Annotated in this window: 25 protein-coding genes; 20 read left to right on the top strand and 5 right to left on the bottom strand. The window is 68.1% G+C overall.

The features are described from left to right. Positions 1 to 10: 10 nt before the first annotated feature. The gene (gene rimM / locus C0J29_RS10490; RefSeq protein WP_120792271.1) at positions 11 to 532 is read left to right on the top strand and encodes a ribosome maturation factor RimM; all 522 of its coding nucleotides are present in this window, start codon (positions 11 to 13) and stop codon (positions 530 to 532) included. After that, a complete protein-coding gene (gene trmD, locus C0J29_RS10495; RefSeq protein ID WP_065165151.1) occupies positions 529 to 1,215 on the top strand; it encodes a tRNA (guanosine(37)-N1)-methyltransferase TrmD in 687 nt (228 codons plus the stop codon). Before rimM ends, trmD begins: the two co-directional genes overlap by 4 nt. A gap of 23 nt (positions 1,216 to 1,238) precedes the next feature. Here trmD and C0J29_RS10500 read toward each other — a convergent pair whose 3' ends face one another. Next, positions 1,239 to 2,198 (bottom strand): serine hydrolase, encoded by a 960-nt coding sequence (locus tag C0J29_RS10500; protein WP_120792272.1) that lies wholly within the window; start codon positions 2,196 to 2,198, stop codon positions 1,239 to 1,241. A 391-nt stretch (positions 2,199 to 2,589) separates the two neighbouring features. Here C0J29_RS10500 and rplS point away from each other — a divergent pair, with 391 nt between their 5' ends. Genes rplS through C0J29_RS10520 form a run of 4 tightly spaced genes read left to right on the top strand, consistent with a single transcriptional unit; the run spans position 2,590 to position 4,950 of the window. After that, positions 2,590 to 2,931 carry a 50S ribosomal protein L19 gene (gene rplS, locus C0J29_RS10505; RefSeq protein WP_044510756.1) on the top strand — a complete coding sequence of 114 codons (342 nt, stop codon included), beginning with the start codon at positions 2,590 to 2,592 and terminating at the stop codon, positions 2,929 to 2,931. 57 nt (positions 2,932 to 2,988) lie between these two features. Beyond that, entirely contained in the window at positions 2,989 to 3,861 is an 873-nt protein-coding gene (gene lepB, locus C0J29_RS10510; protein ID WP_120792273.1) for a signal peptidase I, read from the top strand. Between the two features lie 2 nt (positions 3,862 to 3,863). Continuing rightward, positions 3,864 to 4,601 carry a ribonuclease HII gene (locus tag C0J29_RS10515; RefSeq protein ID WP_120792274.1) on the top strand — a complete coding sequence of 246 codons (738 nt, stop codon included), beginning with the start codon at positions 3,864 to 3,866 and terminating at the stop codon, positions 4,599 to 4,601. Positions 4,602 to 4,644: 43 nt separating this feature from the next. Next, a complete protein-coding gene (locus tag C0J29_RS10520) occupies positions 4,645 to 4,950 on the top strand; it encodes a DUF2469 domain-containing protein (protein WP_012393608.1) in 306 nt (101 codons plus the stop codon). A gap of 4 nt (positions 4,951 to 4,954) precedes the next feature. Here C0J29_RS10520 and C0J29_RS10525 read toward each other — a convergent pair whose 3' ends face one another. Together C0J29_RS10525 and C0J29_RS10530 are read right to left on the bottom strand one after the other, a co-directional pair. Next, the gene (locus C0J29_RS10525) at positions 4,955 to 5,704 is read right to left on the bottom strand and encodes a GAF and ANTAR domain-containing protein (protein WP_120792275.1); all 750 of its coding nucleotides are present in this window, start codon (positions 5,702 to 5,704) and stop codon (positions 4,955 to 4,957) included. Between the two features lie 57 nt (positions 5,705 to 5,761). Then, positions 5,762 to 7,117, bottom strand: coding sequence for a WS/DGAT/MGAT family O-acyltransferase (locus tag C0J29_RS10530; RefSeq protein ID WP_065043781.1), 1,356 nt, complete (start codon positions 7,115 to 7,117; stop codon positions 5,762 to 5,764). Positions 7,118 to 7,244: 127 nt separating this feature from the next. Here C0J29_RS10530 and C0J29_RS10535 point away from each other — a divergent pair, with 127 nt between their 5' ends. The 9 genes from C0J29_RS10535 (at position 7,245) to C0J29_RS10575 (ending at position 15,568) form a co-directional block, all read left to right on the top strand. Further along, positions 7,245 to 8,237 (top strand): NAD-dependent epimerase/dehydratase family protein, encoded by a 993-nt coding sequence (locus C0J29_RS10535; RefSeq protein WP_120792276.1) that lies wholly within the window; start codon positions 7,245 to 7,247, stop codon positions 8,235 to 8,237. Positions 8,238 to 8,321: 84 nt separating this feature from the next. Then, on the top strand, positions 8,322 to 9,143 hold the full coding sequence (gene fdhD, locus C0J29_RS10540; RefSeq protein WP_120792277.1) for a formate dehydrogenase accessory sulfurtransferase FdhD: 822 nt from the start codon (positions 8,322 to 8,324) through the stop codon (positions 9,141 to 9,143). A 48-nt stretch (positions 9,144 to 9,191) separates the two neighbouring features. Beyond that, entirely contained in the window at positions 9,192 to 9,422 is a 231-nt protein-coding gene (locus tag C0J29_RS10545; protein WP_065043784.1) for a deoxyribodipyrimidine photolyase, read from the top strand. Positions 9,423 to 9,531: 109 nt separating this feature from the next. Continuing rightward, on the top strand, positions 9,532 to 9,909 hold the full coding sequence (locus C0J29_RS10550) for a YraN family protein (RefSeq protein WP_065043785.1): 378 nt from the start codon (positions 9,532 to 9,534) through the stop codon (positions 9,907 to 9,909). Beyond that, positions 9,909 to 11,420 carry a YifB family Mg chelatase-like AAA ATPase gene (locus C0J29_RS10555; RefSeq protein ID WP_120792278.1) on the top strand — a complete coding sequence of 504 codons (1,512 nt, stop codon included), beginning with the start codon at positions 9,909 to 9,911 and terminating at the stop codon, positions 11,418 to 11,420. The genes C0J29_RS10550 and C0J29_RS10555 overlap by 1 nt, the downstream gene beginning before the upstream one ends. Continuing rightward, positions 11,417 to 12,556: a DNA-processing protein DprA gene (gene dprA / locus C0J29_RS10560; protein ID WP_120792279.1), complete on the top strand. Its 1,140-nt coding sequence runs from the start codon at positions 11,417 to 11,419 to the stop codon at positions 12,554 to 12,556. Before C0J29_RS10555 ends, dprA begins: the two co-directional genes overlap by 4 nt. Before the next feature lie 34 nt (positions 12,557 to 12,590). Next, positions 12,591 to 13,442 carry a siderophore-interacting protein gene (locus C0J29_RS10565; protein ID WP_120792280.1) on the top strand — a complete coding sequence of 284 codons (852 nt, stop codon included), beginning with the start codon at positions 12,591 to 12,593 and terminating at the stop codon, positions 13,440 to 13,442. 36 nt (positions 13,443 to 13,478) lie between these two features. Continuing rightward, entirely contained in the window at positions 13,479 to 14,639 is a 1,161-nt protein-coding gene (locus C0J29_RS10570; RefSeq protein WP_120792281.1) for a lactate 2-monooxygenase, read from the top strand. Between the two features lie 32 nt (positions 14,640 to 14,671). Further along, a complete protein-coding gene (locus C0J29_RS10575; protein ID WP_065165168.1) occupies positions 14,672 to 15,568 on the top strand; it encodes a tyrosine recombinase XerC in 897 nt (298 codons plus the stop codon). Here the strand turns inward: C0J29_RS10575 and C0J29_RS10580 are convergent. Beyond that, positions 15,505 to 16,053: a M23 family metallopeptidase gene (locus C0J29_RS10580; RefSeq protein WP_370530922.1), complete on the bottom strand. Its 549-nt coding sequence runs from the start codon at positions 16,051 to 16,053 to the stop codon at positions 15,505 to 15,507. The two genes, C0J29_RS10575 and C0J29_RS10580, sit on opposite strands and share 64 nt — an antisense overlap. A gap of 320 nt (positions 16,054 to 16,373) precedes the next feature. Between C0J29_RS10580 and rpsB the strand changes: the two genes are divergently transcribed. Genes rpsB through C0J29_RS10595 form a run of 3 tightly spaced genes read left to right on the top strand, consistent with a single transcriptional unit; the run spans position 16,374 to position 19,461 of the window. Further along, complete coding sequence (gene rpsB, locus C0J29_RS10585; protein ID WP_120792283.1) at positions 16,374 to 17,204, top strand: 30S ribosomal protein S2; 831 nt, start codon at positions 16,374 to 16,376, stop codon at positions 17,202 to 17,204. A 23-nt stretch (positions 17,205 to 17,227) separates the two neighbouring features. Continuing rightward, a complete protein-coding gene (gene tsf, locus C0J29_RS10590) occupies positions 17,228 to 18,055 on the top strand; it encodes a translation elongation factor Ts (RefSeq protein ID WP_120792284.1) in 828 nt (275 codons plus the stop codon). An 8-nt stretch (positions 18,056 to 18,063) separates the two neighbouring features. Then, complete coding sequence (locus C0J29_RS10595; protein ID WP_120792285.1) at positions 18,064 to 19,461, top strand: amidase; 1,398 nt, start codon at positions 18,064 to 18,066, stop codon at positions 19,459 to 19,461. Position 19,462: 1 nt separating this feature from the next. On the opposite strand, the gene C0J29_RS10600 is transcribed toward C0J29_RS10595, so the two are convergent. After that, the gene (locus tag C0J29_RS10600; RefSeq protein ID WP_065165176.1) at positions 19,463 to 19,882 is read right to left on the bottom strand and encodes a MarR family winged helix-turn-helix transcriptional regulator; all 420 of its coding nucleotides are present in this window, start codon (positions 19,880 to 19,882) and stop codon (positions 19,463 to 19,465) included. A 371-nt stretch (positions 19,883 to 20,253) separates the two neighbouring features. On the opposite strand from C0J29_RS10600, the gene C0J29_RS10605 reads away from it, so the two are divergent. Together C0J29_RS10605 and C0J29_RS10610 are read left to right on the top strand one after the other, a co-directional pair. Continuing rightward, on the top strand, positions 20,254 to 20,943 hold the full coding sequence (locus C0J29_RS10605; RefSeq protein ID WP_120792286.1) for an MPT63 family protein: 690 nt from the start codon (positions 20,254 to 20,256) through the stop codon (positions 20,941 to 20,943). Between the two features lie 123 nt (positions 20,944 to 21,066). Further along, positions 21,067 to 22,005, top strand: coding sequence for a lysophospholipid acyltransferase family protein (locus C0J29_RS10610; RefSeq protein WP_065165180.1), 939 nt, complete (start codon positions 21,067 to 21,069; stop codon positions 22,003 to 22,005). Position 22,006: the final 1 nt, after the last annotated feature.

Consider the following 22,006-nt stretch of genomic DNA (forward strand, 5'->3'; position numbering starts at 1 on the left):
CAGCGCTCACATGGAGCTGATCGTCGGGCGCGTGGCGAAGGCGCACGGCATCTCCGGCGAACTCGTCGTCGACGTCCGCACCGACGATCCCGACGTCCGGTTCGCACCGGGCGCCACGTTGCGCGCCAAGAAACCCCGCAACCCGGGTCCGGTCCGGAGCTACGTCGTCGAAAGCGCGCGTCCGCACGGCGCCCGGCTGCTGGTGCGGCTGGCCGGCGTCGACGACCGGGATGGCGCCGATGCGATGCGGGGCAGCCTGTTCGTCATCGATTCCGAAGAGCTGCCACCGATCGACGAGCCGGACACCTACTACGACCACCAGCTGGAAGGACTGCGCGTCCGCACCAAAGCGGGTCAGGAGATCGGCGTCGTAGCCGAAGTCCTGCACACTAGCGGCGGCGAATTGCTTTCGGTCAGAAGCGAATCCGGTGAAGTGCTGGTGCCGTTCGTGAGCGCGATCGTCACCTCGGTGTCGCTGGACGACGGCACGCTCGAGATCGAACCGCCGGACGGCCTGTTGGATCTGGGATGAGAATCGACGTCGTCACGATCTTCCCGGCGTATCTGCAGCCGTTGCGAGAATCATTGCCGGGCAAGGCTATTGCATCGGGTCTCGTCGACCTGCAGGTGCACGATCTGCGCCGGTGGACCCACGACGTGCACCACTCGGTGGACGACTCGCCCTACGGCGGGGGACCGGGCATGGTCATGAAGGCGCCGGTGTGGGGTGAGGCGCTGGACGAAATATGCTCCGAAGAAACGGTTTTGGTGGTGCCCAGCCCGGCCGGCGTGCTGTTCAACCAGGCCACCGCGCAGCGTTGGAGCTCCGAGCGGCACCTGGTGTTCGCCTGCGGCCGCTACGAGGGCATTGATCAGCGCGTCGTGGAGGACTCCGCGCGCCGGATGCGCGTCGAAGAGGTGTCGATCGGTGACTACGTGTTGCCGGGCGGCGAGTCGGCGGCACTGGTGATGATCGAGGCCGTGCTGCGACTGATGACCGGAGTGCTGGGCAATCCCGCATCGGCTCAACATGATTCGCACTCGCCGGCGTTGGACCGGCTGCTCGAGGGGCCCAGCTACACCCGCCCGCCGAGCTGGCGCGGCCTGGACGTCCCGGAGATTCTGTTGTCGGGTGACCATGCGCGGATCGCGGCTTGGCGCCGCGAGGTGTCTATGCAGCGCACCCGTGACCGCCGGCCCGAACTGCTGGACTGAGTTCCCGGCTACTCGCGCCGAAACTAGATGCGGCCGTTGGGGAATATCGTCTTGACGGCCTGGGTGATCGTCTCGCGCGCGGTCGCGTCGTCGGAGGGCTGCAGCGACTCGATCACCATGATGTAGCGGCGGTCCTTGCCGATCACACCGGTCGACAGGTGCATCCAGTCGGCGCCGATGCAACACATCCAGCCCTGCTTGACCGCGACGGGCTCCGCGTACAGCCCGTCGGGGATGCCGAACCGCTGGGGGTAACCGTCGATGCCCGTCGGGGTCGACTTGGCCAGGTCGCTGAAGATGAGCCGGGCGCGCTCCATGGGCAGTCCGCCCGAGCCGTCGAGCAGCATCTCGTAGTAGCGGATCAGGTCGGGCGCCGAACTGATGGTGTTCCACCACCGCCCGTCGCTAGGCGGCGCCGTCGATGTCAGGCCGTACCGGCTGGCCACCTGGGTGATGATGGAGTCGCCGCCGTCCGCGCCCCAGAAACGCTCCGCCGCGCCGTCGTCGGAGGACTGCAACATCACGTCCAGTGACTGGCGGTCCTCGGGGGAGAGCACGGACCTGCCTTCAGCCTCGCGCAGCAGCAGGTCGTCGGCGATGAACAGTTTCGCCACCGACGCCGTGGCGATGATCTGGCTGTTGCCGTTGGAGACCAGCTGGTGGGTGGCGCGGTCGAGGATGGCCACCGAGAGGGTGGCGCCGCTCGCCGCGGCCTGGTCGGTGGCCTGCTGGATGCGGGCCTGAACGCCGGTGAGACCACCCGACGCCAGGGTGGTCGGCAGCGCCATCGGCTGTGCGGTCGGGGTGATGGCCCGCAGGAGCAGTTCGACCAGTTGCTGCTGGGGCTGCCCCTGCTGCTGGGTCGTGGCCGGATCGGTTGTGGAGTTGAACGCCTTGGCGTGGACCGTCGCCTCGCAACCGGCGACCACCACCAACGCCGCCGCCGCTACGGCGGAAAGCAACGTCAGCGGCCGGGCTCGCATTGCAACTCCTTGGGCATACTCGGGCGTCTTCAAGGCATCTTCAAGGCATCCGTCGGGGCGGGCCGTGCGCAATTCCGAGCCGTCGGCCCCGGTTATCCGCCTGAACGGGTCCGTGGGGAGGGTTCGGATCCGCGCGGTCTGACCCCAGCTATATGTACCACTTGCAGGCGGTTTAGGGCGGGCGCGAACCACTACAGTTTCCTGTGATTTTCACTGCATGCGCCCCGTCTGGCACAATTGGCCAGTTGTCTTTCAGCGGTTGTCGGCGGGCCGGGTGCCTACCGCCTGCTGAGGGGTACACCCAAGAAGCCCTAACCATCGGCTTGGTGACCGTCGCACGCCTGCGTGCGGGCGGTCAGCGAAGCCGCGACCCCGAGGAAGTGTCTTTCCAATGAACAGGCTGGACTTCGTCGACCAGGCGTCGCTGCGCGACGACATCCCCGCGTTCAACCCGGGCGACACCATCAACGTGCACGTCAAGGTGATCGAGGGCGCCAAAGAGCGCATCCAGGTCTTCAAGGGCGTGGTGATCCGTCGGCAGGGTGGCGGCATCCGCGAGACGTTCACCGTGCGCAAGGAGAGCTATGGCGTCGGCGTCGAGCGGACCTTCCCGGTCCACTCGCCGAACATCGACCACATCGAGGTGGTGACCCGTGGCGACGTCCGTCGCGCCAAGCTGTACTACCTGCGCGAGCTCCGCGGCAAGAAGGCCAAGATCAAGGAAAAGCGCTGACCGCGGACGCGACCCGGCGTCCACAACCGTACCTCCCGTGCTGGCTACGCTAATCCCGTGACTGACACTGAGGATTCTTCTCCGGAGGACCTGCCCTCGGAGCGCCGGCCGGACACCGGCACGCCGAATGCCGGCAAGCCGGAGACCGACCCGAAGGCCGAGGCTGTCCCGGACCCCGAGGCGAAGTCGGACCCCAAGGCAAAGCCGAAGAAGGAAAAGCCGGAGAAGCGGTCGACCCTTCGGGAGCTCACCACGCTCGCCGTCGTCGCGATCGTTCTCTACTACGTGATGCTGACGTTCGTCGCGCGTCCGTACCTGATCCCGTCCGAATCGATGGAGCCCACGCTGCATGGCTGCTCCACGTGTGTCGGCGACCGCATCATGGTCGACAAGATCACCTACCGGTTCAGCTCGCCGAAACCGGGTGACGTCATCGTCTTCAAGGGACCGCCGTCGTGGAATGTGGGCTACAAGTCGATCCGGTCGCCCAACACCCTGCTGCGGTGGGCCCAGAACGCGCTGTCGTTCATCGGTTTTGTGCCACCCGACGAGAACGACTTGGTCAAGCGGGTGATCGCGGTCGGCGGGCAGACGGTGCAGTGTCGCGCGGACACCGGCCTGACGGTCAACGGCAAGCCGGTGAAGGAGCCGTACCTGGACCCGTCCACGATGATGGCCGATCCGTCGGTCTATCCGTGCCTGGGCAGTGAGTTCGGGCCTGTCACGGTGCCGCAGGGACGGTTGTGGGTGATGGGCGACAACCGCACCCACTCCGCAGATTCGCGCGCTCACTGCCCGATGCAGTGCACGGGTGACCCGATGGCGGGCACCGTCCCGGTCGACAACGTCATCGGCAAGGCCAGGTTCATCGTGTGGCCGCCGAAGCGATGGGGTGGTGTGGGTTCGATCGACCCTCAGCAGGGTCAGTAACCATGGCCACGACCTGGCCACCGCGCACGGTGATTCGCAAGTCGTCCGGTCTGCGCACGCTGGAATCGGCGCTGTACCGCAGCGGTCTGGGCCCGGTCGCCGGGGTGGACGAGGTGGGTCGCGGAGCCTGCGCCGGGCCGCTGGTCGTGGCCGCGTGTGTGCTCGGTCCGGGACGCTTGGAAAGCCTTGCCGCTCTTGATGATTCGAAGAAGCTCACCGAGAAGGCCCGGGAGCGGCTGTTCCCGCTGATCCGCCGTTACGCGCTGGCCTATCACGTGGTGATCATCCCGTCGACCGAGGTGGACCGCCGCGGCGTGCACGTGGCCAACATTGAAGGCATGCGGCGCGCGGTGGCCGGCCTGTCGCTGCGGCCGGGATACGTGCTGAGCGACGGCTTCCGGGTGCCCGGCCTGTCGGTCCCTTCGCTGCCGGTGATCGGCGGTGACGCGGCGGCCGCCTGTATCGCCGCGGCCAGCGTGCTGGCGAAAGTCAGCCGGGACAGGCTGATGGTCGCCATGGACGCCGAACACCCCGGCTACGGCTTCGCCGACCACAAGGGCTACAGCACTCCCGCGCACAGCCGCGCGCTGGCTCAGCTGGGTCCGTGCCCGCACCATCGCTATTCGTTCATCAACGTGCGGCGGGTGGCGACGGGCGGCACAGTCGAGTTCGTGGCCGAATGCCCGCCGGATCCGCTGGGCCCTCCCGGGGCACCCCTTGATGGCGACGATTTCCGTTGAGAGAAGATGGGGCAGCAGCTCCGGGAGAAGGACGTCTGAACTGATGAGTGCTGAGGATCTCGAGAAGTACGAAACCGAGATGGAGCTCTCGCTGTACCGCGAATACAAGGACATCGTCGGTCAGTTCAGCTATGTCGTGGAGACCGAGCGCCGCTTCTATCTCGCCAACAGCGTGGAGATGGTGCCGCGCAACGCCGACGGCGAGGTGTATTTCGAACTGCGGCTGGCCGACGCGTGGGTGTGGGACATGTACCGGCCGGCCCGCTTCGTCAAGCAGGTGCGGGTGGTCACGTTCAAAGACGTCAACATCGAAGAGGTCGAGAAGCCCGAACTGCGGCTGCCCGAATGACGGCTTAGGAGCTCTCCTCCGAGTCCGGAAGGTTGCCGCGGGACTCGATGACCTTGCGGGCCACGTCGGCGAGCTTGATGTTGAGGCCTTGGGAGTGGCGGCGCAGCAGATCGAAGGCGTCGTCCTCGTTCATGTCGTGCAGCATCATCAGCATGCCGACGGCCTTGCCGATCTCCCGGTTGCTCAGCAGCCCGCGGCGCAGGCTGGTGGCGTCCTCGCCGTGGGCGATGGCGTTGATGGCGACGCTGGCGAAGGACGCCAGCACCGCGGCGCGCCCGGCCGCCTCCGAGTCGAAGACGTTGGGCGTTTCGCTGAACAGGTTCAGTGCGGCGCCCTTGCGCTTGTCGATCAGCAGCCGAAACCCCATGGCGCCACGCACCGGCGTCTCCTCGACCAGCCGGGCGGCGAAGTGCGGCCACTGGTTGGGCTTGGTGAGGTCGGGTTCCACCTGCGGCGTTTCCTCTTCGATCGCATCGATGCAGGGGCCGTCGCCGGAGCGGCGTTCCAGGTCGTCGACGCGGTGCGCCAGCCGCGAACTGGCGCCCACCGTCACATAGCGATCGTCGCGCTTGACCAGCAGACTCGCGTGGTCGCAGCCCGGCACCACCAGGGTGGCCGCCACACAGATCGCGGCGTACATCTGGGTCACATCAGAACCCTGGTAGATGATCTCGGCAAGTGCGGCGAAAACCGTTGCCGGGTCAGCCGTGAGTGCACCGGGTGCTGCACTCGCGGCGTTGGGCTCGTCGGCCACGTCGCTTCCTCCTTTCGGCGCTGCTATCGCCGTAGAGTAGCGGGGCCGCGCGCGGCCTCACACGCCGACGGCGCGTTCGAGATCTTTCAGAGATGTCTCCAGGTGACTCAGCATGCGCTGCAGATGCGGCACACTGCCTCTGGCCCCGACCAGTCCGAAGTCGAGATTCTCGGCGTTGTTGGTCACCGTGATGTTCATCGCCTGACCGTCCAAGGTAATCGACAGCGGGTAGTTGCCGACCATCTTTGCCCCCCGCCAGTACAACGGCTCTTTGGAGCCGGGCACGTTGGAGATCACGATATTGAACGGTGGCGGCGCGGTCCGGATGAACCCGGGAATCAGTCCGAGGAAAAGTCCGCCGGTCATGAACGCGGACAGCGCGAGTTGCTGAACCTTGGGCAGTTGGTTGAACACCTCCTTCTGCTCGCTCATCGATGCGCTGATGCCCTGGATGCGCTTGCCCGCATCCTCGACGTCGGTGTTCAGGTTGCACAGCACGGTGCCCACCGCGTTCCCGCCACTCTCGGCTTCGCCTTCCTTGCGTAGGCTCACCGGCACCATCGCGATCAGCGGGCTGTCCGGCAGGGCGTTCTGTTCGATCAGGTAGGTCCGAAGTGCGCCGGCCGACATGGCCAGCACGACGTCGTTGAAGGACGCGTTGGCGGCGGACTTGACCGCATGGATGCGCTCCAGTGGCCACGACTGGGCGGCGATGCGACGGGCACCGCCGATTCGGACGTTGAACATCGTCTTGGGCGCCCGGAACGGGAAGGTCAGTTGCTGTTCCAGCAGCGCCGCGCGAGCCAGTGACAAGGTCGACGGCGCCAGGGCGGCCGTGGAGCGCACGGTGTCGGTCAGCGTGTCCAGCGGCGACGACTTCTGGCCGCTTGGGCGGTGGCGGGGCTTCAGCTCCCACGGCACCCGCACCTCGTCGTCATCGGGATTGTCCGTGAAGGCGCGCTGCATCAACCGAAGTGCGGACACGCCGTCCATCAGCGAGTGGTGGAACTTGGTGTACACCGCGTAGCGCCCGTCGTTGAGACCCTCCACCAGGTGCGCTTCCCACAGGGGCCGGTGGCGATCGAGCAGGCTGCCGTGCAGACGGGAGGCCAACTCGAGCAGCTCACGCACCCGGCCCGGGCGCGGCAGCGCGGAGCGCCGGAAGTGGTAGTCGAGTTCGACCTCGCGCTGATGCGACCACGCGAGGTTGGTGACCGGACCGAAAAACGCCGGGTGCTTGCTGAAGGTGGGCTGGACGTCAGTACACCGCAGCATCGACTCGTAGGCCTCGGTCACGAAATCCTCGTCGGCACCGTCCGGTGGCTGGAAGAGCTGGAGCGCACCGACGTGCATCGGGTGTTCGCGGGATTCGCCGACCAGGAACATGGAATCGGCCGGTGCTATCAGCTGCATGGTTCCTCTTTCGCCGTGAGGCCCGATGTGAACGCGCTATGAATAACCATCTGTCGCAGTTCGCACACATTTGTGAGCTACGACTTTTTGCGTTTGGCCGGTATCGGCGACGGGAAGCTTCATTCAAATGGGACGCACTGTCGCCGTGACCGGTCCAACCGGGGAGATCGGCATATCGGCTGTTACAGCTTTGGAGCGCGAACCGGCGATCAGCAAGATCATCGGGATGGCGCGCCGGCCGTTCGACCCCCTGACGCGGGGTTGGACGAAGACCACGTACATGCAGGGCGACATCCTGGATCGGGAGGCGGTCGACGCGCTGGTCGCTGATGCCGACGTGGTGGTCCACCTGGCTTTCATCATCATGGGGTCCCGCGAGGAGAGCGAACGGGTCAACCTGCAGGGCACCCGCAATGTGTTCGAGGCCGCGGTGGCCGCGCAGAAGGAGTCCGGGCAGCCGCGGCGTCTGGTCTATACCTCGTCGGTGGCGGCCTACGGCTACCACTCCGACAACCCGGTTCCGCTCACTGAGGACGTGCCGACGCGGGGTTCTGCCGAGCATTACTACTCGGCGCAGAAATCGGCGTGCGAGGCCGTGCTGGCCGAAATCACCGCGGATTCGCCGCTGGAAGTGTTTGTGTTGCGGCCCTGCATTGTCACCGGCCCCGAGGCGCCCGCTCTGGCCGACGCGATGCCGTGGAACCAGCTACCCGCGCCACTGCGGGCGGTGTCGAAGGTGCTGCAGAAACTCAAGCCGGTGATCCCGGATCCGGGCGTCCCGCTGCAACTGGTGCACCACGACGACGTCGCCGCCGCCATAGCGCTGGCGGCGGTGGCCCCGGCCCCGCCGGGTGCGTACAACATCGCCGGTAACGGGGTGGTGACGATCAGCGACGTGGCCAAGGCTCTGGGCGGCCGACCGGTGCGAGTCCCGGCGGCCGCGGCCTCGGCGGCGTCGGCGGCGATCTCCCATCTGCCGTTCGTCCCGTCCCTGCTGGAATGGCTGCACGTGGCGCGCGCATCGGTGGTCATGGACACCACCCGAGCCCAGCGTGAACTCGGTTGGCACCCGACCCACACTTCGGCGGAGGCACTGGAGTCGTTGGCGTCGGCGGTGTAAGGCCGGTCTCCTGATCCAATCGAGGTACGTTGAGGCCGTGACAGCCGAGGCCACCGAGATCTCCGTGTCGGCCGGGGAGAGCCAGTGCGGCACCTGACCGCGCGGCGGCGGGTCAAGCATCTGGCCGGCGCCGAGGCGACCATCCGTCAGGAGACCCTGGCCGTCGAAGAGCCGCTCGAGATCCGCCTCAACGGCACACCGAGCACCGTCACCATGCGTACGCCGGGTTCGGATTTTGAACTCGCGCAAGGGTTTCTGCTCACCGAGGGGATCATCGCGCAGCGCGAGGACGTGCACGCGATCCGCTACTGCGAGGGCCGCGACGACGACGGCGCCAACAGCTACAACGTGCTCGATGTGACGCTGGCGGCGAGCGTCGAAATGCCAAGCCTGGATGTCACCCGCAACTTCTACACCACCTCGTCGTGCGGGGTCTGCGGAAAGGCTTCGCTGGAGGCGGTGCGGCTGATCAGCCGGCATGCGCCCGGAGACGATCCGATGACCGTCCCCGCGGCGGCGCTGCGGGCGATGCCGGACCGCCTCCGCGGCGCGCAGAAGGTCTTTGCCGCCACCGGCGGGTTGCACGCCGCGGCCCTGTTCGACGCGGACGGGACCATGCTCGCCGTCCGCGAGGACATCGGCCGGCACAACGCCGTCGACAAGGTCATCGGCTGGGCGATGGAGCGCGGCCGGGTGCCGCTGGCCGCGTCGGTGTTGCTGGTCAGCGGGCGTGCATCGTTCGAGTTGACGCAAAAGGCCCTGATGGCCGGCATCCCGGTGCTGGCCGCCGTCTCCGCGCCGTCGTCGCTGGCTGTCGCGTTGGCCGAGGAGTCCGGGATCACGCTGGTGGCGTTCCTGCGGGAGGACTCGATGAACGTCTACAGCAGGGCGGACCGGGTTAAGTGACCCCCGGCGTGGGTAGCCGCTCGAAGTCACACACGTGAGGAGACGGCCATGCTGCATGAAATGGTGTTAGCCGCGCAGAGCAATCCCGAGGCAGCGGGATTCATCCTGCGCGGTATCAAAGGGATCTTCGTCGCGATAGGCAGCGTCATCGCGGCCGTCATCTGCGCCGTGGTCGCGTCGATGAAGGGACGCAGCGCCCTGTTCTGGGGGATCCTCGGTTTGTTCTTCAGCATCTTCACGCTGATCGTCGTCATCATCATCCCCAGCAAGAAGACCTAGCCGCGGGCGCCGGCCCGTGGTCTGGGGATAAAGCCGGGACTGGGGACAACTGGCGGCCGGAGCCCCGATCACGGCGAATCCTGTCGCGGGCACCGGGCATGGTGGCGGCATGACCACCCCGACCCCGATGACGCGAACACAGCTGGGAGCGCTGGGCGAACAGCTGGCCGTCGACCATCTGACCCGCCACGGGCTTGAGATACTCGGTCGCAACTGGCGCTGCCGATACGGCGAACTCGATTTGATTGCCTGCGAGAAAGCAAGTCACACAGTAGTTTTCGTTGAAGTGAAGACCCGCACCGGCGACGCTTACGGGGGGCTGGCCGAGGCGGTGACCGATAATAAAGTGCGCCGGTTGCGTCGCCTGGCCGGGCTCTGGCTGGCCGGTCAGGACGAACGTTGGGCGGCGATCCGCATCGACGTGATCGGGGTGCGGATCGGTCGCCGGCCGGCTCCGGAACTCAGCCACCTCAAAGGTGTCGGCTGATGGCGCTGGGACATGCCTTCTCGGTCGCCGTGCAGGGCCTGGAGGGCCAGATCGTGGAGATCGAAGCCGACATCGCCTCGGGGTTGCCCGGGGTGTACCTGGTAGGCCTGCCTGACGCGGCACTGCAGGAGTCACGAAACCGGGTGCGCGCCGCGGTCAACAACTCCGGCAACGAGTGGCCGATGGTGCGACTGACGCTGGCGCTGTCGCCCGCCACGCTGCCGAAGATGGGTTCGGTCTACGACATCGCCCTGGCTGCGGCGGTGCTTGCGGCGCAACGGAAGAAGTCGTGGGATCGGCTGGCGAAAACGGTGCTGCTGGGGGAGTTGTCGCTGGACGGCCGGGTACGGCCGGTGCGCGGGGTACTGCCCGCTGTGCTGGCCGCCAAGCGAGAAGGCTGGCCGTCAGTGGTCGTCCCGGCCGACAACCTGGCCGAGGCCAGTCTGGTCGACGGCATCGACGTCTGGGGCGTGCGCACACTGAGGCAGCTGCAGGGCTGGCTCAGCGGATCGACCGAATTGGATCGACGGATCGCCGCGTCGGCTCACGTCGACGAGCCGCCGGCCGATCTCGCCGACGTGGTGGGTCAGTCGCAGGCCCGGTTCGCTGTCGAGGTGGCCGCCGCCGGGGCTCATCACCTGATGCTGACCGGGCCGCCCGGCGTAGGCAAAACGATGCTCGCGCAACGGCTTCCGGGCCTGTTGCCACCGTTGTCAGACAGCGAATCGCTGGAAGTGACCGCGATCCACTCCGTCGCGGGATTGTTGTCCGCCGATACCCCGTTGTTGAGGCGGCCGCCGTTTGTCGCGCCGCATCACAATTCCACCGTCGCAGCACTCGTCGGCGGTGGCTCGGGAATGGCCCGTCCGGGTGCGGTCAGCCGCGCACACCGCGGCGTCCTGTTCCTCGACGAGTGCGCGGAGATCAGCGTCAGTGTGTTGGAAGCGCTGCGAACACCGTTGGAGGACGGCGAGATTCGCCTTGCCCGCCGCGACGGCGTGGCCTGCTACCCGGCGCGATTCCAGCTGGTGCTGGCCGCCAACCCCTGCCCGTGCGCACCGGCGGATCCGCAAGACTGCGTCTGCGCGGGAGCGGTCAAGCGCCGCTATCTGGGCAAGCTGTCCGGCCCACTGCTGGACCGGGTGGACCTGCGGGTGCAGATGAACCCGGTGCGAGCGGGCGCGTTCGGGGTGGCCGCCGGGGAATCGACGGCGCAGGTGCGCCAGCGGGTGGCGGCGGCCCGGGACGCGGCCGTCGCACGTTGGCGCCCATACGGTTTCCGTACCAACGCCGAAGTCAACGGACCGCTGCTGCGCCGCAAGTTCCGGCCCAGCAGCGCGGCGATGAAGCCGGTGCGCAAGGCGTTGGACGACGGAGTGCTCAGCATCCGGGGCGTGGACCGCACCCTGCGGGTCGCATGGAGTCTGGCCGATCTGGCCGGCCGTACCTCACCCGGGTTGTCCGAGGTTGCGACCGCGCTGAGCTTCCGGCAGATGGGAGCGCGGCGATGAACGACGAAGCCATCCTGCGCGCCTGGGCGTACCTCTCGCGAGTCGCCGAACCACCCTGCGCCGAGCTGGCCGCCCTGGTGAACAGTGTCGGGCCGCAGGAGGCGGCCGAGCGGGTCCGGCGCGGCCTGGTCGACGATGAGCTGCTGCGGCTCACCGCCGCGCGTCGCGAAATCGACCAGGCCGCAGCAGATCTCGAAGTGCTCCGGCGCCGGGGCGGCCGACTGGTCACCCCCGATGACGACGAGTGGCCGGTGCTTGCGTTCGCCGCGTTCGACGGCACCCGGTCCAAGAACACGATGCCGATGGTGTTGTGGGCTGCCGGCCCCGCGCGCCTCGATGAGGTGAGCACGCGCGCGGCCGCACTCGTGGGTACCCGGGCCGCGACGGCATACGGCGAGCATGTCACCCACGAACTGGCCACCGGCCTGGCACAACACGATGTCGCGGTGGTCTCCGGGGGCGCCTACGGCATCGACGGGGCTGCTCACCGCGCGGCTCTGGCCGCCGACGGAATCACCGTGGCGGTCCTGGCCGGCGGGCTCGACATCCCGTACCCGGCTGGTCATTCGGCACTGCTGCACCGCATCGGCCAACACGGTCTGGTGTGCACCGAATATCCGCCCGGCGTGCGCCCGGCGCGATTCCGGTTCTTGACCCGCAACCGCCTGGTGGCCGCCCTGTCCGGGGCGGCGGTAGTGGTGGAGGCGGGATTGCGCAGTGGGGCCGCCAACACCGCCGCCTGGGCGCGGTCGTTGGGCCGGGTGGTCGCGGCGGTGCCCGGGCCGGCGACGTCGTCGGCGTCTGCGGGGTGCCATGTGCTGCTGCGCAACGGCGCGGAACTGGTCACCCGCTACCAGGAAATCATCGAGTTGGTGGGTCACATCGGCGAGCTCGCGCCCGACGAGCCGCGGCCCACCACCAGCCTGGACGGCCTGGGTGAGGCGGAGCGGCGGGTCTACGAGGCGTTGCCCGGCCGGGGCGCGGCCGCGGTCGACGAGATCGCCGTCGCGGCCGGCCTGCCCCCGGAACACGTGCTGGGGCCGCTCGCTCTGCTGGAGTTGAGCGGTCTGGCCGAGTGCCGCGACGGGTGCTGGCGGATTGTGCGGAAACGGCGTGGCCAGGCCCGGCTCGTATAGTCGACGTGGGGTCAGATCGCGATCAGGAGGATAAGTGGCAGGCCGGCCAGTACAGGCTTTCGAAGTGGTGGGCACCGAGCAGCTCACGCCGCACATGGTGCGAGTGGTGCTCGGCAGCAACAACTTCGACGCGTTTGTGCCCAGCAAGTTCACCGACTCCTACGTCAAATTGGTGTTCGTCGCCCAGGACATCGACGTGGCCGCGCTGCCGCAGCCGCTGACGATCGACAGCTTTGCCGGCCTGCCGCCGGAAAAGCGCCCACCGGTGCGCACCATCACCGTCCGCCGCGTCGACGAAGACGCCGGGCAGATCACGGTGGATATCGCGGTGCACGGCGAACACGGCGTCGCGGGTCAGTGGGCCGCCACCGCCCAATCGGGCCAGCCGATCTACCTGATGGGCCCCAGCGGCGCCTACGCGCCGGACCCGGCCGCCGACTGGCACCTGCTCGCCGGTGATGAGGCAGCGCTCCCGGCGATCGCCGCCGCACTGGAAGCGCTGCCGGACTCAGCGGTCGGGATGGCGTTCATCGAGGTGGCCGGGCCCGATGACGAAGTACCGCTGACCGCCCCGGACGGCGTGGAGATCAACTGGGTGTACCGCGGCGGGCGAGCGGACCTGGTGCCCGAAGAACGCGCCGGCGATCACGCGCCGCTGATCGAAGCGGTCAAAACCGCGCGTTGGCTGCCCGGTCAGGTGCAGGTCTTCATCCACGGCGAGGCGCAGGCCGTCATGCACAACCTGCGGCCCTACATCCGCAAAGAGCGGGGTGTCGATGCCCAGTGGGCGGCCTCGATCTCCGGTTACTGGCGGCGCGGGCGCACCGAAGAGACGTTCCGGCAGTGGAAGAAAGAGCTGGCCGCGGCGGAGTCCTCGGAGCAGTAGAGCTCGAGGATTCCGTCGGCTGGCATTCTCTAGGTCATGGCGTTCGGCGATTATCAGCTTGAGATCTATTTCCAGGGCCTGGCCGGGGTAGCACCCTCGCTCCCGATGTCCTTTGCCGAGTTGGAGGCCAGAGCCGAAATGGCGATGCCGCCATCGGTCTGGTCCTACGTCACCGGTGGCGCCGGCGACGAGCGCACCCAGCGCGCCAACCGCGAGGCGTTCGACCGCTGGGGCCTGATGCCGCGCATGTTCGTCGGCGCCGCCGAGCGGGACCTGTCGGTGCAGATGTTCGGCCTGACACTGCCCTCGCCGCTGTTCATGGCGCCGATCGGGGTCATCGGCCTGTGCGCGCAGGACGGTCACGGCGACCTCGCGACCGCCCGCGCGGCCGCGCGCACCGGCGTGCCGATGGTCGTCTCCACCCTGACCGCCGACCCGCTGGAAGACGTCGCCGCGCAATTCGGCGACACCCCCGGCTTCTTCCAGCTGTACACACCCAAGGACCGGGACCTGGCCGCCAGCCTGGTGCAGCGTGCCGAAGCCGCCGGCTACAAGGCCATCATCGTCACCTTGGACACCTGGATCCCCGGCTGGCGCCCGCGCGACCTGACCACGGCCAACTTCCCGCAACTGCGAGGTCACTGCCTGAGCAACTACACCAGCGACCCGGTGTTTCGCGCCGGGCTGCAACGGCCGCCGGAAGAAGACCCGCAGGGCACCGTGCTGGCCTGGGCGCAGACCTTCGGAAATCCGCTGAGCTGGGACGACCTCGCCTGGCTGCGGTCGCTGACCGACCTGCCGATGATCATCAAAGGCATCTGCCATCCCGACGACGCCCGGCGCGCCATCGACGGCGGCATCGACGGCATCTACTGCTCGACCCATGGCGGGCGGCAGGCCAACGGCGGTCTGCCGGCGCTGGACTGCCTGCCGGGCGTCGTCGAGGCCGCCGGCGGAGTGCCGGTGCTCTTCGACTCGGGCATCCGCAGCGGCGCCGACGTCGTCAAGGCGCTGGCCATGGGCGCCACCGCGGTCGGCGTCGGCCGGCCCTACGCATACGGAATGGCGCTGGGCGGGGTCGACGGCGTCGTCCACGTGCTGCGCATGCTGCTCGCCGAAGCGGACCTCACCATGGCTGTCGACGGCTATCCGGCGCTCAAAGATCTCACCCCGGACACACTGCGGCGCGTCCTTTAGAACAACCACGCCGGGTCTGTCAGCGTGAGGAAATGCAGGCGGTCCTCGACGAATTCGACGAATACCTGGAACTGCAGTGCGGCCGCTCGGCGCACACCCGTCGCGCCTATCTTGGCGATCTGCGGTCGCTGTTCGATTTCCTGGCGGCGCGCGGCGGCGACCTGCACACCCTGAGCCTGCCGGTGCTGCGGTCGTGGCTGGCCGGCGCCGCCGGCGCCGGGGCGGCCCGCACCACGTTGGCCCGCCGCACCTCGTCGGTCAAGGCCTTCACCGCCTGGGCGGTGCGCCGCGGCTTGCTGAGCACCGACCCCGCCGTCCGCCTCCAGGTGCCCAAGGCCCACCGCACGCTGCCGTCGGTGCTGCGCCAAGACCAGGCGCTGGCCGCCATGACGGCCGCCAAGTCCGGTGCGGAGCAAGGTGATCCGCTGGCCCTGCGCGACCGGCTGATCGTCGAACTGCTGTACGCCACCGGGATCCGGGTCAGCGAACTGTGCGGCCTGGATGTCGACGACGTCGACACCACCCACCGGGTGGTGCGGGTGCTCGGGAAAGGCAACAAGCAGCGCACCGCGCCGTTCGGGCAACCCGCCGCCGAGGCGCTGCGCGCCTGGCTGTCCGAGGGACGTCCGGCGCTGGCCACCGCCGAGTCCGGGCCCGCGCTGCTGCTGGGCGCCCGTGGCCGCCGCCTCGACGTGCGCCAGGCGCGCACGGTGGTGCACCAGACCGTCGCGGCGGTGGACGGCGCACCCGACATGGGGCCGCACGGGCTGCGGCACAGCGCGGCCACCCATCTGCTCGAAGGGGGAGCGGACCTGCGGGTGGTGCAGGAGTTGCTCGGCCATTCCAGCCTGGCCACCACCCAGCTCTACACCCACGTGGCGGTCTCGCGGCTGCGGGCGGTGCATGACCAGGCGCACCCGCGGGCCTGACCGGTGAGCGGTTTGAGCCGCACCGGGGTGGCCGCCAGCAGCCCCAGCGGGTCGATGTAATCGGCGCGCGACGCTGAGCCCCACATCGCGCCCCAGTGCAGACACGCCGCGGCCGGGCAACCGGCGTGGCCCGCCGCCAGCTCGCCGATCACCGTGCCCGACGCGACCGTCTGACCGGCCCGCACCCTCGCGCGCACCGGCTCGTAGCTGGTGTGCAGGCCACCGGAATGGGCCAGCGACACCACCGGCCGGCCCGCCAGCAGCCCGGCGAACACCACCGTCGCATCGCCCGCCGCGTAGACCGGCTGGCCCGGACGGCCCGCCAGGTCCACGCCGCGGTGCCCGGCCTGCCAGTTGGGCGACGGCGCGTCGAACGTCCGCAACACCGCCGGCGCAGGACGCAGGGGCCACTCCAACCGCCCGCCGGCGGCGTCCGCGGGCGGCGCATTGAGCAGCACCCAGCACACGAACAATCCCAGCAGCACCCATCGCACCAGTTCAGTGCACGTGCGCGGCGGCCACCTCGCCAGTCGCCCGGAGCGAGGCTGTGGACGCCAGCGACGACCGTGTGCACAGCGGGAAAAACCACCCCCCGCAGCGGTGTAAACTTCCCAACGCAGCTCGTGAAAGCGGGCTGACTTCGCGCGCCTGCACCGCGACCCAGTACTTGAGGGACCCGCACCAGCATGCCGAGCGGTCCCGTAGCCCGGTTCACCCCGGACACGGGTTCGGCAACGCAGCAGACGCCAGGGCCCGGTCTCAACCGATTCCGGGCGACAACCGACATTGAAAGCTGGGCATAGCCATGGCTGTTGTGACCATGAAACAGCTGCTTGACAGCGGCACCCACTTCGGGCACCAGACCCGTCGCTGGAACCCCAAGATGAAGCGGTTCATCTTCACCGACCGCAACGGCATCTACATCATCGACCTGCAGCAGACGCTGACCTACATCGACAAGGCGTACGAGTTCGTCAAAGAGACCGTCGCCCACGGCGGCAGCGTCATGTTCGTCGGCACCAAGAAGCAGGCGCAGGAGTCCGTCGCGGCCGAAGCCCTCCGGGTCGGGATGCCGTACGTGAACCAGCGCTGGCTGGGCGGCATGCTCACCAACTTCTCCACCGTGCACAAGCGCCTGCAGCGCCTTAAGGAACTCGAGGCGATGGAGCAGACCGGTGGTTTCGAGGGTCGCACCAAAAAAGAAATCCTGATGCTGACCCGCGAGAAGAACAAGCTCGAGCGCAGCCTCGGTGGTATCCGCGACATGGCCAAGGTGCCGTCGGCGATCTGGGTCGTCGACACCAACAAGGAGCACATCGCCGTCGGCGAGGCTCGCAAGCTGGGCATCCCGGTCATCGCGATCCTGGACACCAACTGCGACCCCGACGAGGTCGACTACCCGATCCCGGGCAACGACGACGCGATCCGCTCGGCCGCGCTGCTGACCAAGGTGATCGCCTCCGCGGTTGCCGAGGGACTGCAGGCCCGCGCCGGCCTGGGCCGCGGCGACGGCAAGCCCGAGGCTGAGGCGGCAGAGCCGCTGCCCGAGTGGGAGCAGGAACTGCTGGCCGGTGCCGCCGCCACCGCCGCGACCGACGCGGCAGGCGCACCCGAACCAACTACAGACGCATCCTGAGATATCTCAAGAAAGGCTGAGCATTGGCGAATTTCACCGCTGCCGACGTCAAGCGACTTCGGGAGCTGACCGGTGCTGGAATGCTCGACTGCAAGAACGCCCTGGCGGACGCTGACGGCGACTTCGACAAGGCGGTCGAGGCGCTGCGGATCAAGGGCGCCAAGGACGTCGGCAAGCGTGCCGAGCGCGCGACGGCCGAGGGTCTGGTCGCCGCCAAGCAGGGCGCGCTGATCGAGCTGAACTCAGAGACCGACTTCGTCGCCAAGAACGCGGAGTTCCAGGCCCTGGCCGACCAGGTCGTCAACGCCGCCTTGGAGTCCAAGGCCGCCGACGTCGAGAGCCTCAAGGCTGCCACCATCGGCGACAAGACGGTCGAGCAGACCATCGCCGAGTTGTCGGCCAAGATCGGCGAGAAGCTCGAGCTGCGCCGGGTGCAGTACTTCGACGGCAACGTCGAGACCTACCTGCACAAGCGGGCGGCGGACCTGCCGCCGGCCGTCGGAGTCCTCGTCGAATTTACCGGGGGCACTGACGGAAACGGCGCTGATGCCGCGCACTCGGTCGCTCTGCAGATCGCCGCGCTCAAGGCGCGTTACCTCTCGCGCGACGACGTCCCCGAGGACGTGGTGGCCAGCGAGCGCCGGATCGCCGAGGAGACCGCCAAAGCCGAGGGCAAGCCGGAGCAGGCGCTGCCCAAGATCGTCGAAGGCCGCCTCAACGGCTTCTTCAAGGACGCCGTGCTGCTCGAACAGCCGTCGGTGTCCGACAGCAAGAAGTCGGTGAAGGCGCTGCTCGACGATGCCGGCGTCACGGTGACGCGATTCGTGCGCTTCGAGGTGGGTCAGGCCTAGCTCGACACATGGCCCGGGTACACGCTTTCGGCGACGACGCCCTCGGCGACTTGGATGCGGTGGGCCTTGCCGACGCGATCCGGACCGGCCGGGTGGACCGGGTCGAGGCCGTCGAGGCTGCGATCGCACGCGCGGAGGCCGTCGACTCTGAGCTGAACGCCCTGGCTTACCGGGCTTTTGACGAGGCCCGGGCGGCCACCGGGCGCTCCGGCGGCTACTTTGCCGGCGTGCCGACGTTGATCAAGGACAACATCGACGTCGCCGGGCAGCCGACGATGAGCGGCACCGACGCCTGGCAGCCGCGCCCGGCAAGCGCCGACAGTGCGGTCACCCGGGTGGTGCTCGACACCGGACTGATATCGCTCGGCAAGACTCAGCTGTCGGAATTCGGGTTCAGCGCGGCCGCCGAGCATCCGCGGCTGGGCCCGGTCCGCAACCCGTGGAACACCGACCACACCGCCGGTGCCTCATCCTCGGGATCGGGGGCGTTCGTCGCCGCGGGTGTGGTGCCCATCGCCCACGCCAACGACGGCGGCGGATCCATCCGGATCCCCGCGGCGTGCAACGGGCTGGTCGGTCTCAAGCCGTCGCGCGGACGGATGCCGCTGGACCCGCAGTATCAACGGTTGCCGGTGGGCATCGTCGCCAACGGTGTCCTGACCCGTTCGGTGCGCGACACAGCCGCCTTCTACCGCGAGGCCGAGCGGCTGTGGCGCAATCCCAAACTGCCGCCGATTGGCGACGTGACGGGACCCGGCCGGCAGCGGCTGAAGATCGCGGCGGTGACCAGCTCAGTGCTGCGGGAGGCGAGTCCCGAGGTCAAAGACGCCACCCTGAAGTCGGCCGCGCTGCTCGAAGAGCTGGGACACCACGTCGAATACATCGACAACGACTGGGTGCCGGCCAGTTTCGTCGACGACTTCGTCCTGTACTGGGGATTCCTGGCCTTCGCCCAGGTGGCCACCGGCCGCCGCTTGTTCGGCGACAGCTTCGACCGCACCCGGCTGGACAACCTGACGTTGGGACTGGCCCGCCACACCCGGCGCAACATCCACCGGCTGCCACTGGCCATTGCGCGGCTGCGCGGCCTGCGGCGGCGCAGTGCCCGCTTCTTCGGCGGCTACGACGTGCTGCTCACTCCGACGCTCGCCGAATTGACACCATCGGTGGGTTACCTGGCGCCCACCGACTACCACGAGGTCATCGACAGGCTGATCAACTGGGTCGCCTTCACGCCGTTGCAGAACGTGACCGGCGAACCCGCGATCTCGCTGCCGCTGGCCCAGTCCGCGGATGGCCTGCCCGTGGGCATGATGCTGGCGGCGGACACCGGACGCGAAGCGCGGCTACTGGAACTGGCCTACGAGCTCGAAGAAGCCCGGCCATGGGCACGGATTCACGACTGACTCAGTCAGACCCGAGCTTGTGCAACATGCTCTTGAACTCGCGCTGCTCCGTTTCGGTCAGTCTGGCCAGGATGCGGCCGTCGGCGGCGAGCACGATGGCCTCTGCCTGCTGTAACAACTTTTGGCCCTGACTGGTCAACGACGCCGGCAGGGCGCGGCCGGAGGACACCGACGCCGGTCGCGCCACCACGCCGAGGTCTTCGAGTTTGCGCAGTACCGTGTTCATGGCCTGAGGCGTGACGCCGGCGTGGCGGGCCAGTTCGGCACTGGACAGCCCCGGCGTCATGGACAGGATCCGCAGGCACACGAATTCGGGCAGGGTGAGCCCGAGCGGGCTCAGCGCCGCGGCCACCTCGGGCCGGAGCGCAGACGTCACCCGGTACAGCAGATATCCCAACGGCGCGTCCTGGACCGAACCCATATCAGGGATCTTGACATACGGTCGGCAATCAGGTTGACGGCCGGGCAAAAAAGTCGTCCAATTTCCCAATTTCGCCGACGCAAAGCGAATTCGGCCTTCCCCAAGTACAACGCCAAATACAACGCCAAATACGGTCCGGCACATCGCCAAATGACGTGACTGGTGTTACGCGAGAGGCCCGCAATGAAATGTGGCCCAAATCAAATTCGCGCTGTTTGCGCAGTTAGAAAGGCTGCGGAAAGCATTATGGGGGATTGCGGGTGTTTGAGCCCCCGCGGCACCGGCAATGCGACCGGGGTGCGGTTGAGCGCCCGAAGCGTGCGCCGCCTCGAACGGCACCTAGGACTCAACACCGAAGGAGAGGATTCAGCGTGAAGTTCACCACCACCACTGCTAAAACTGCCATCGCGGCCGCGGGAATTGCGGCGGTGAGCCTTTTCGGAGCGGCGGCCTCCTCGGCCACGCCCGGCGTCCCCGAGGGACTCGGCACCCCGCAGACTCTGGTCGACGGTCCGCTGGTCACTGACTACACCGTCAGCAACCTGCAGCCCGCCAACGTGACCATCCCCGGCTACACCCCGCAGGGACAGTTGTGGCAGGCCGACATTAACGCTCGCGCGAACAGCGGCGTGGTGACGCCCGTCGTGACCAATTTCAACGCCCGCGCCGGTGAGCAGAACTACCGGGTGATCAGCGTTCCGGCCACCCCGCAGGGCCTCAGCCCCGCTCCCATCACTCAGGGTGGCACCTCGAACGGCAAGGTCTACTTCGACGTGACCGGTGCGGCGCCGACCGAGGTCGTCTACAACGACGGCATGCAGGACGTGCTGGTATGGGACACCAATCCGGCGGGTGCCCCGGCTCCGAACTCGATTCCGGGCCAGCAGCCGAACACCATGCCCGGCCAGCCGAACACCATGCCCGGCCAGCCGAACCCCGGCCAGCCGAACACCATGCCCGGCCAGCCGAACCCCGGCCAGCCGAACCCCGGTCAGCCGAACCCCGGCCAGCCCAACCCGGCGCCCGGCATGACGCCTAACGCGCCGATCCAGCAGAGCTAAACAGCATCGCCCCCTCCCCGCGCCACGGCCATGGCGCGGGGAGGTTGCTGTTTCTGGACCCGACGAAAACGCGATCCGGAAGCCATGTGAGTTGTCTATGCGCGATCTGGGTATGCGCACGCTATGACGCACAGCACTGACCACCGCCCCAACGAAGTTGTCGACCAGGCGCAGCGGTTCGCCGAGGACGCGCGCGAGGCGATGCAGGAGAAGCGCGACAAGCAAGACGGCGGAGTGAGCGGCTGGGTGGCGCAGCGCGCCGGCGACTGGGAACTCGACGGCCAGGACGAGACGACCATGCACCGGCAGAAGTTCTTCTGGAACGTGTTGGTCGACTACTGGTTTCGCATGGAGATCGACGGCTGGGAAAACGTGGGGGAGGCGCCGGCGCTGTTGATCGGAATCCACTCCGGGGCGCCGTTCGTCTGGGACGCCTGGACGGTCGGGCTGCAATGGTGGCGACGCTTCGGCCCCGAACGCCCGCTGCACGGCACGGCGCACGACGCGTTGATGGCGATCCCGGGGATCGGTCGCTACTTCCGGGCGATGGGGGTGTTGCCGGCGGCGCCGGACGCGATCGCGACCGCACTGGCCGAAGGTCGCGACGTTGCGTTGTGGCCCGGGGGAGAAGTGGACTCGTTGCGCCCATGGGCCGAGCGCGACCGCGCAATCCTGGCCGGCCGCAAGGGTTTTGTGAAGATGGCGATCCGGGCGGGGGTCCCAATCGTGCCGATTGCCACCGTCGGCGGAGCCGACGCCATGCCGGTGCTGATCCGCGGCGACCGGCTGTCGCGGATGTTGCGGCTGGACAAGCTCCTTCGGCTCAAAGTTTTCCCGGTGGCGATCTCGTTGCCCTGGGGAATCGCGCCGGCCGCGCTTCCACAGCTGCCGCTACCGGCCAAGATCAGGACACGGTTCATGCCGCCGGTCGAGCTGGATCACGACCCCGAGCGCGCCGAGGACGAAGACTACGTGGACGCCAAGTACCGCGAGGTCGAAGACAGCATTCAGCGCGGCATGGACGCGCTGGCCCGCAAGCGGGCCCTGCCGGTGTTCGGCTGAC

This window comes from Mycobacterium paragordonae, from assembly GCF_003614435.1.
Lineage (GTDB): Bacteria > Actinomycetota > Actinomycetes > Mycobacteriales > Mycobacteriaceae > Mycobacterium > Mycobacterium paragordonae.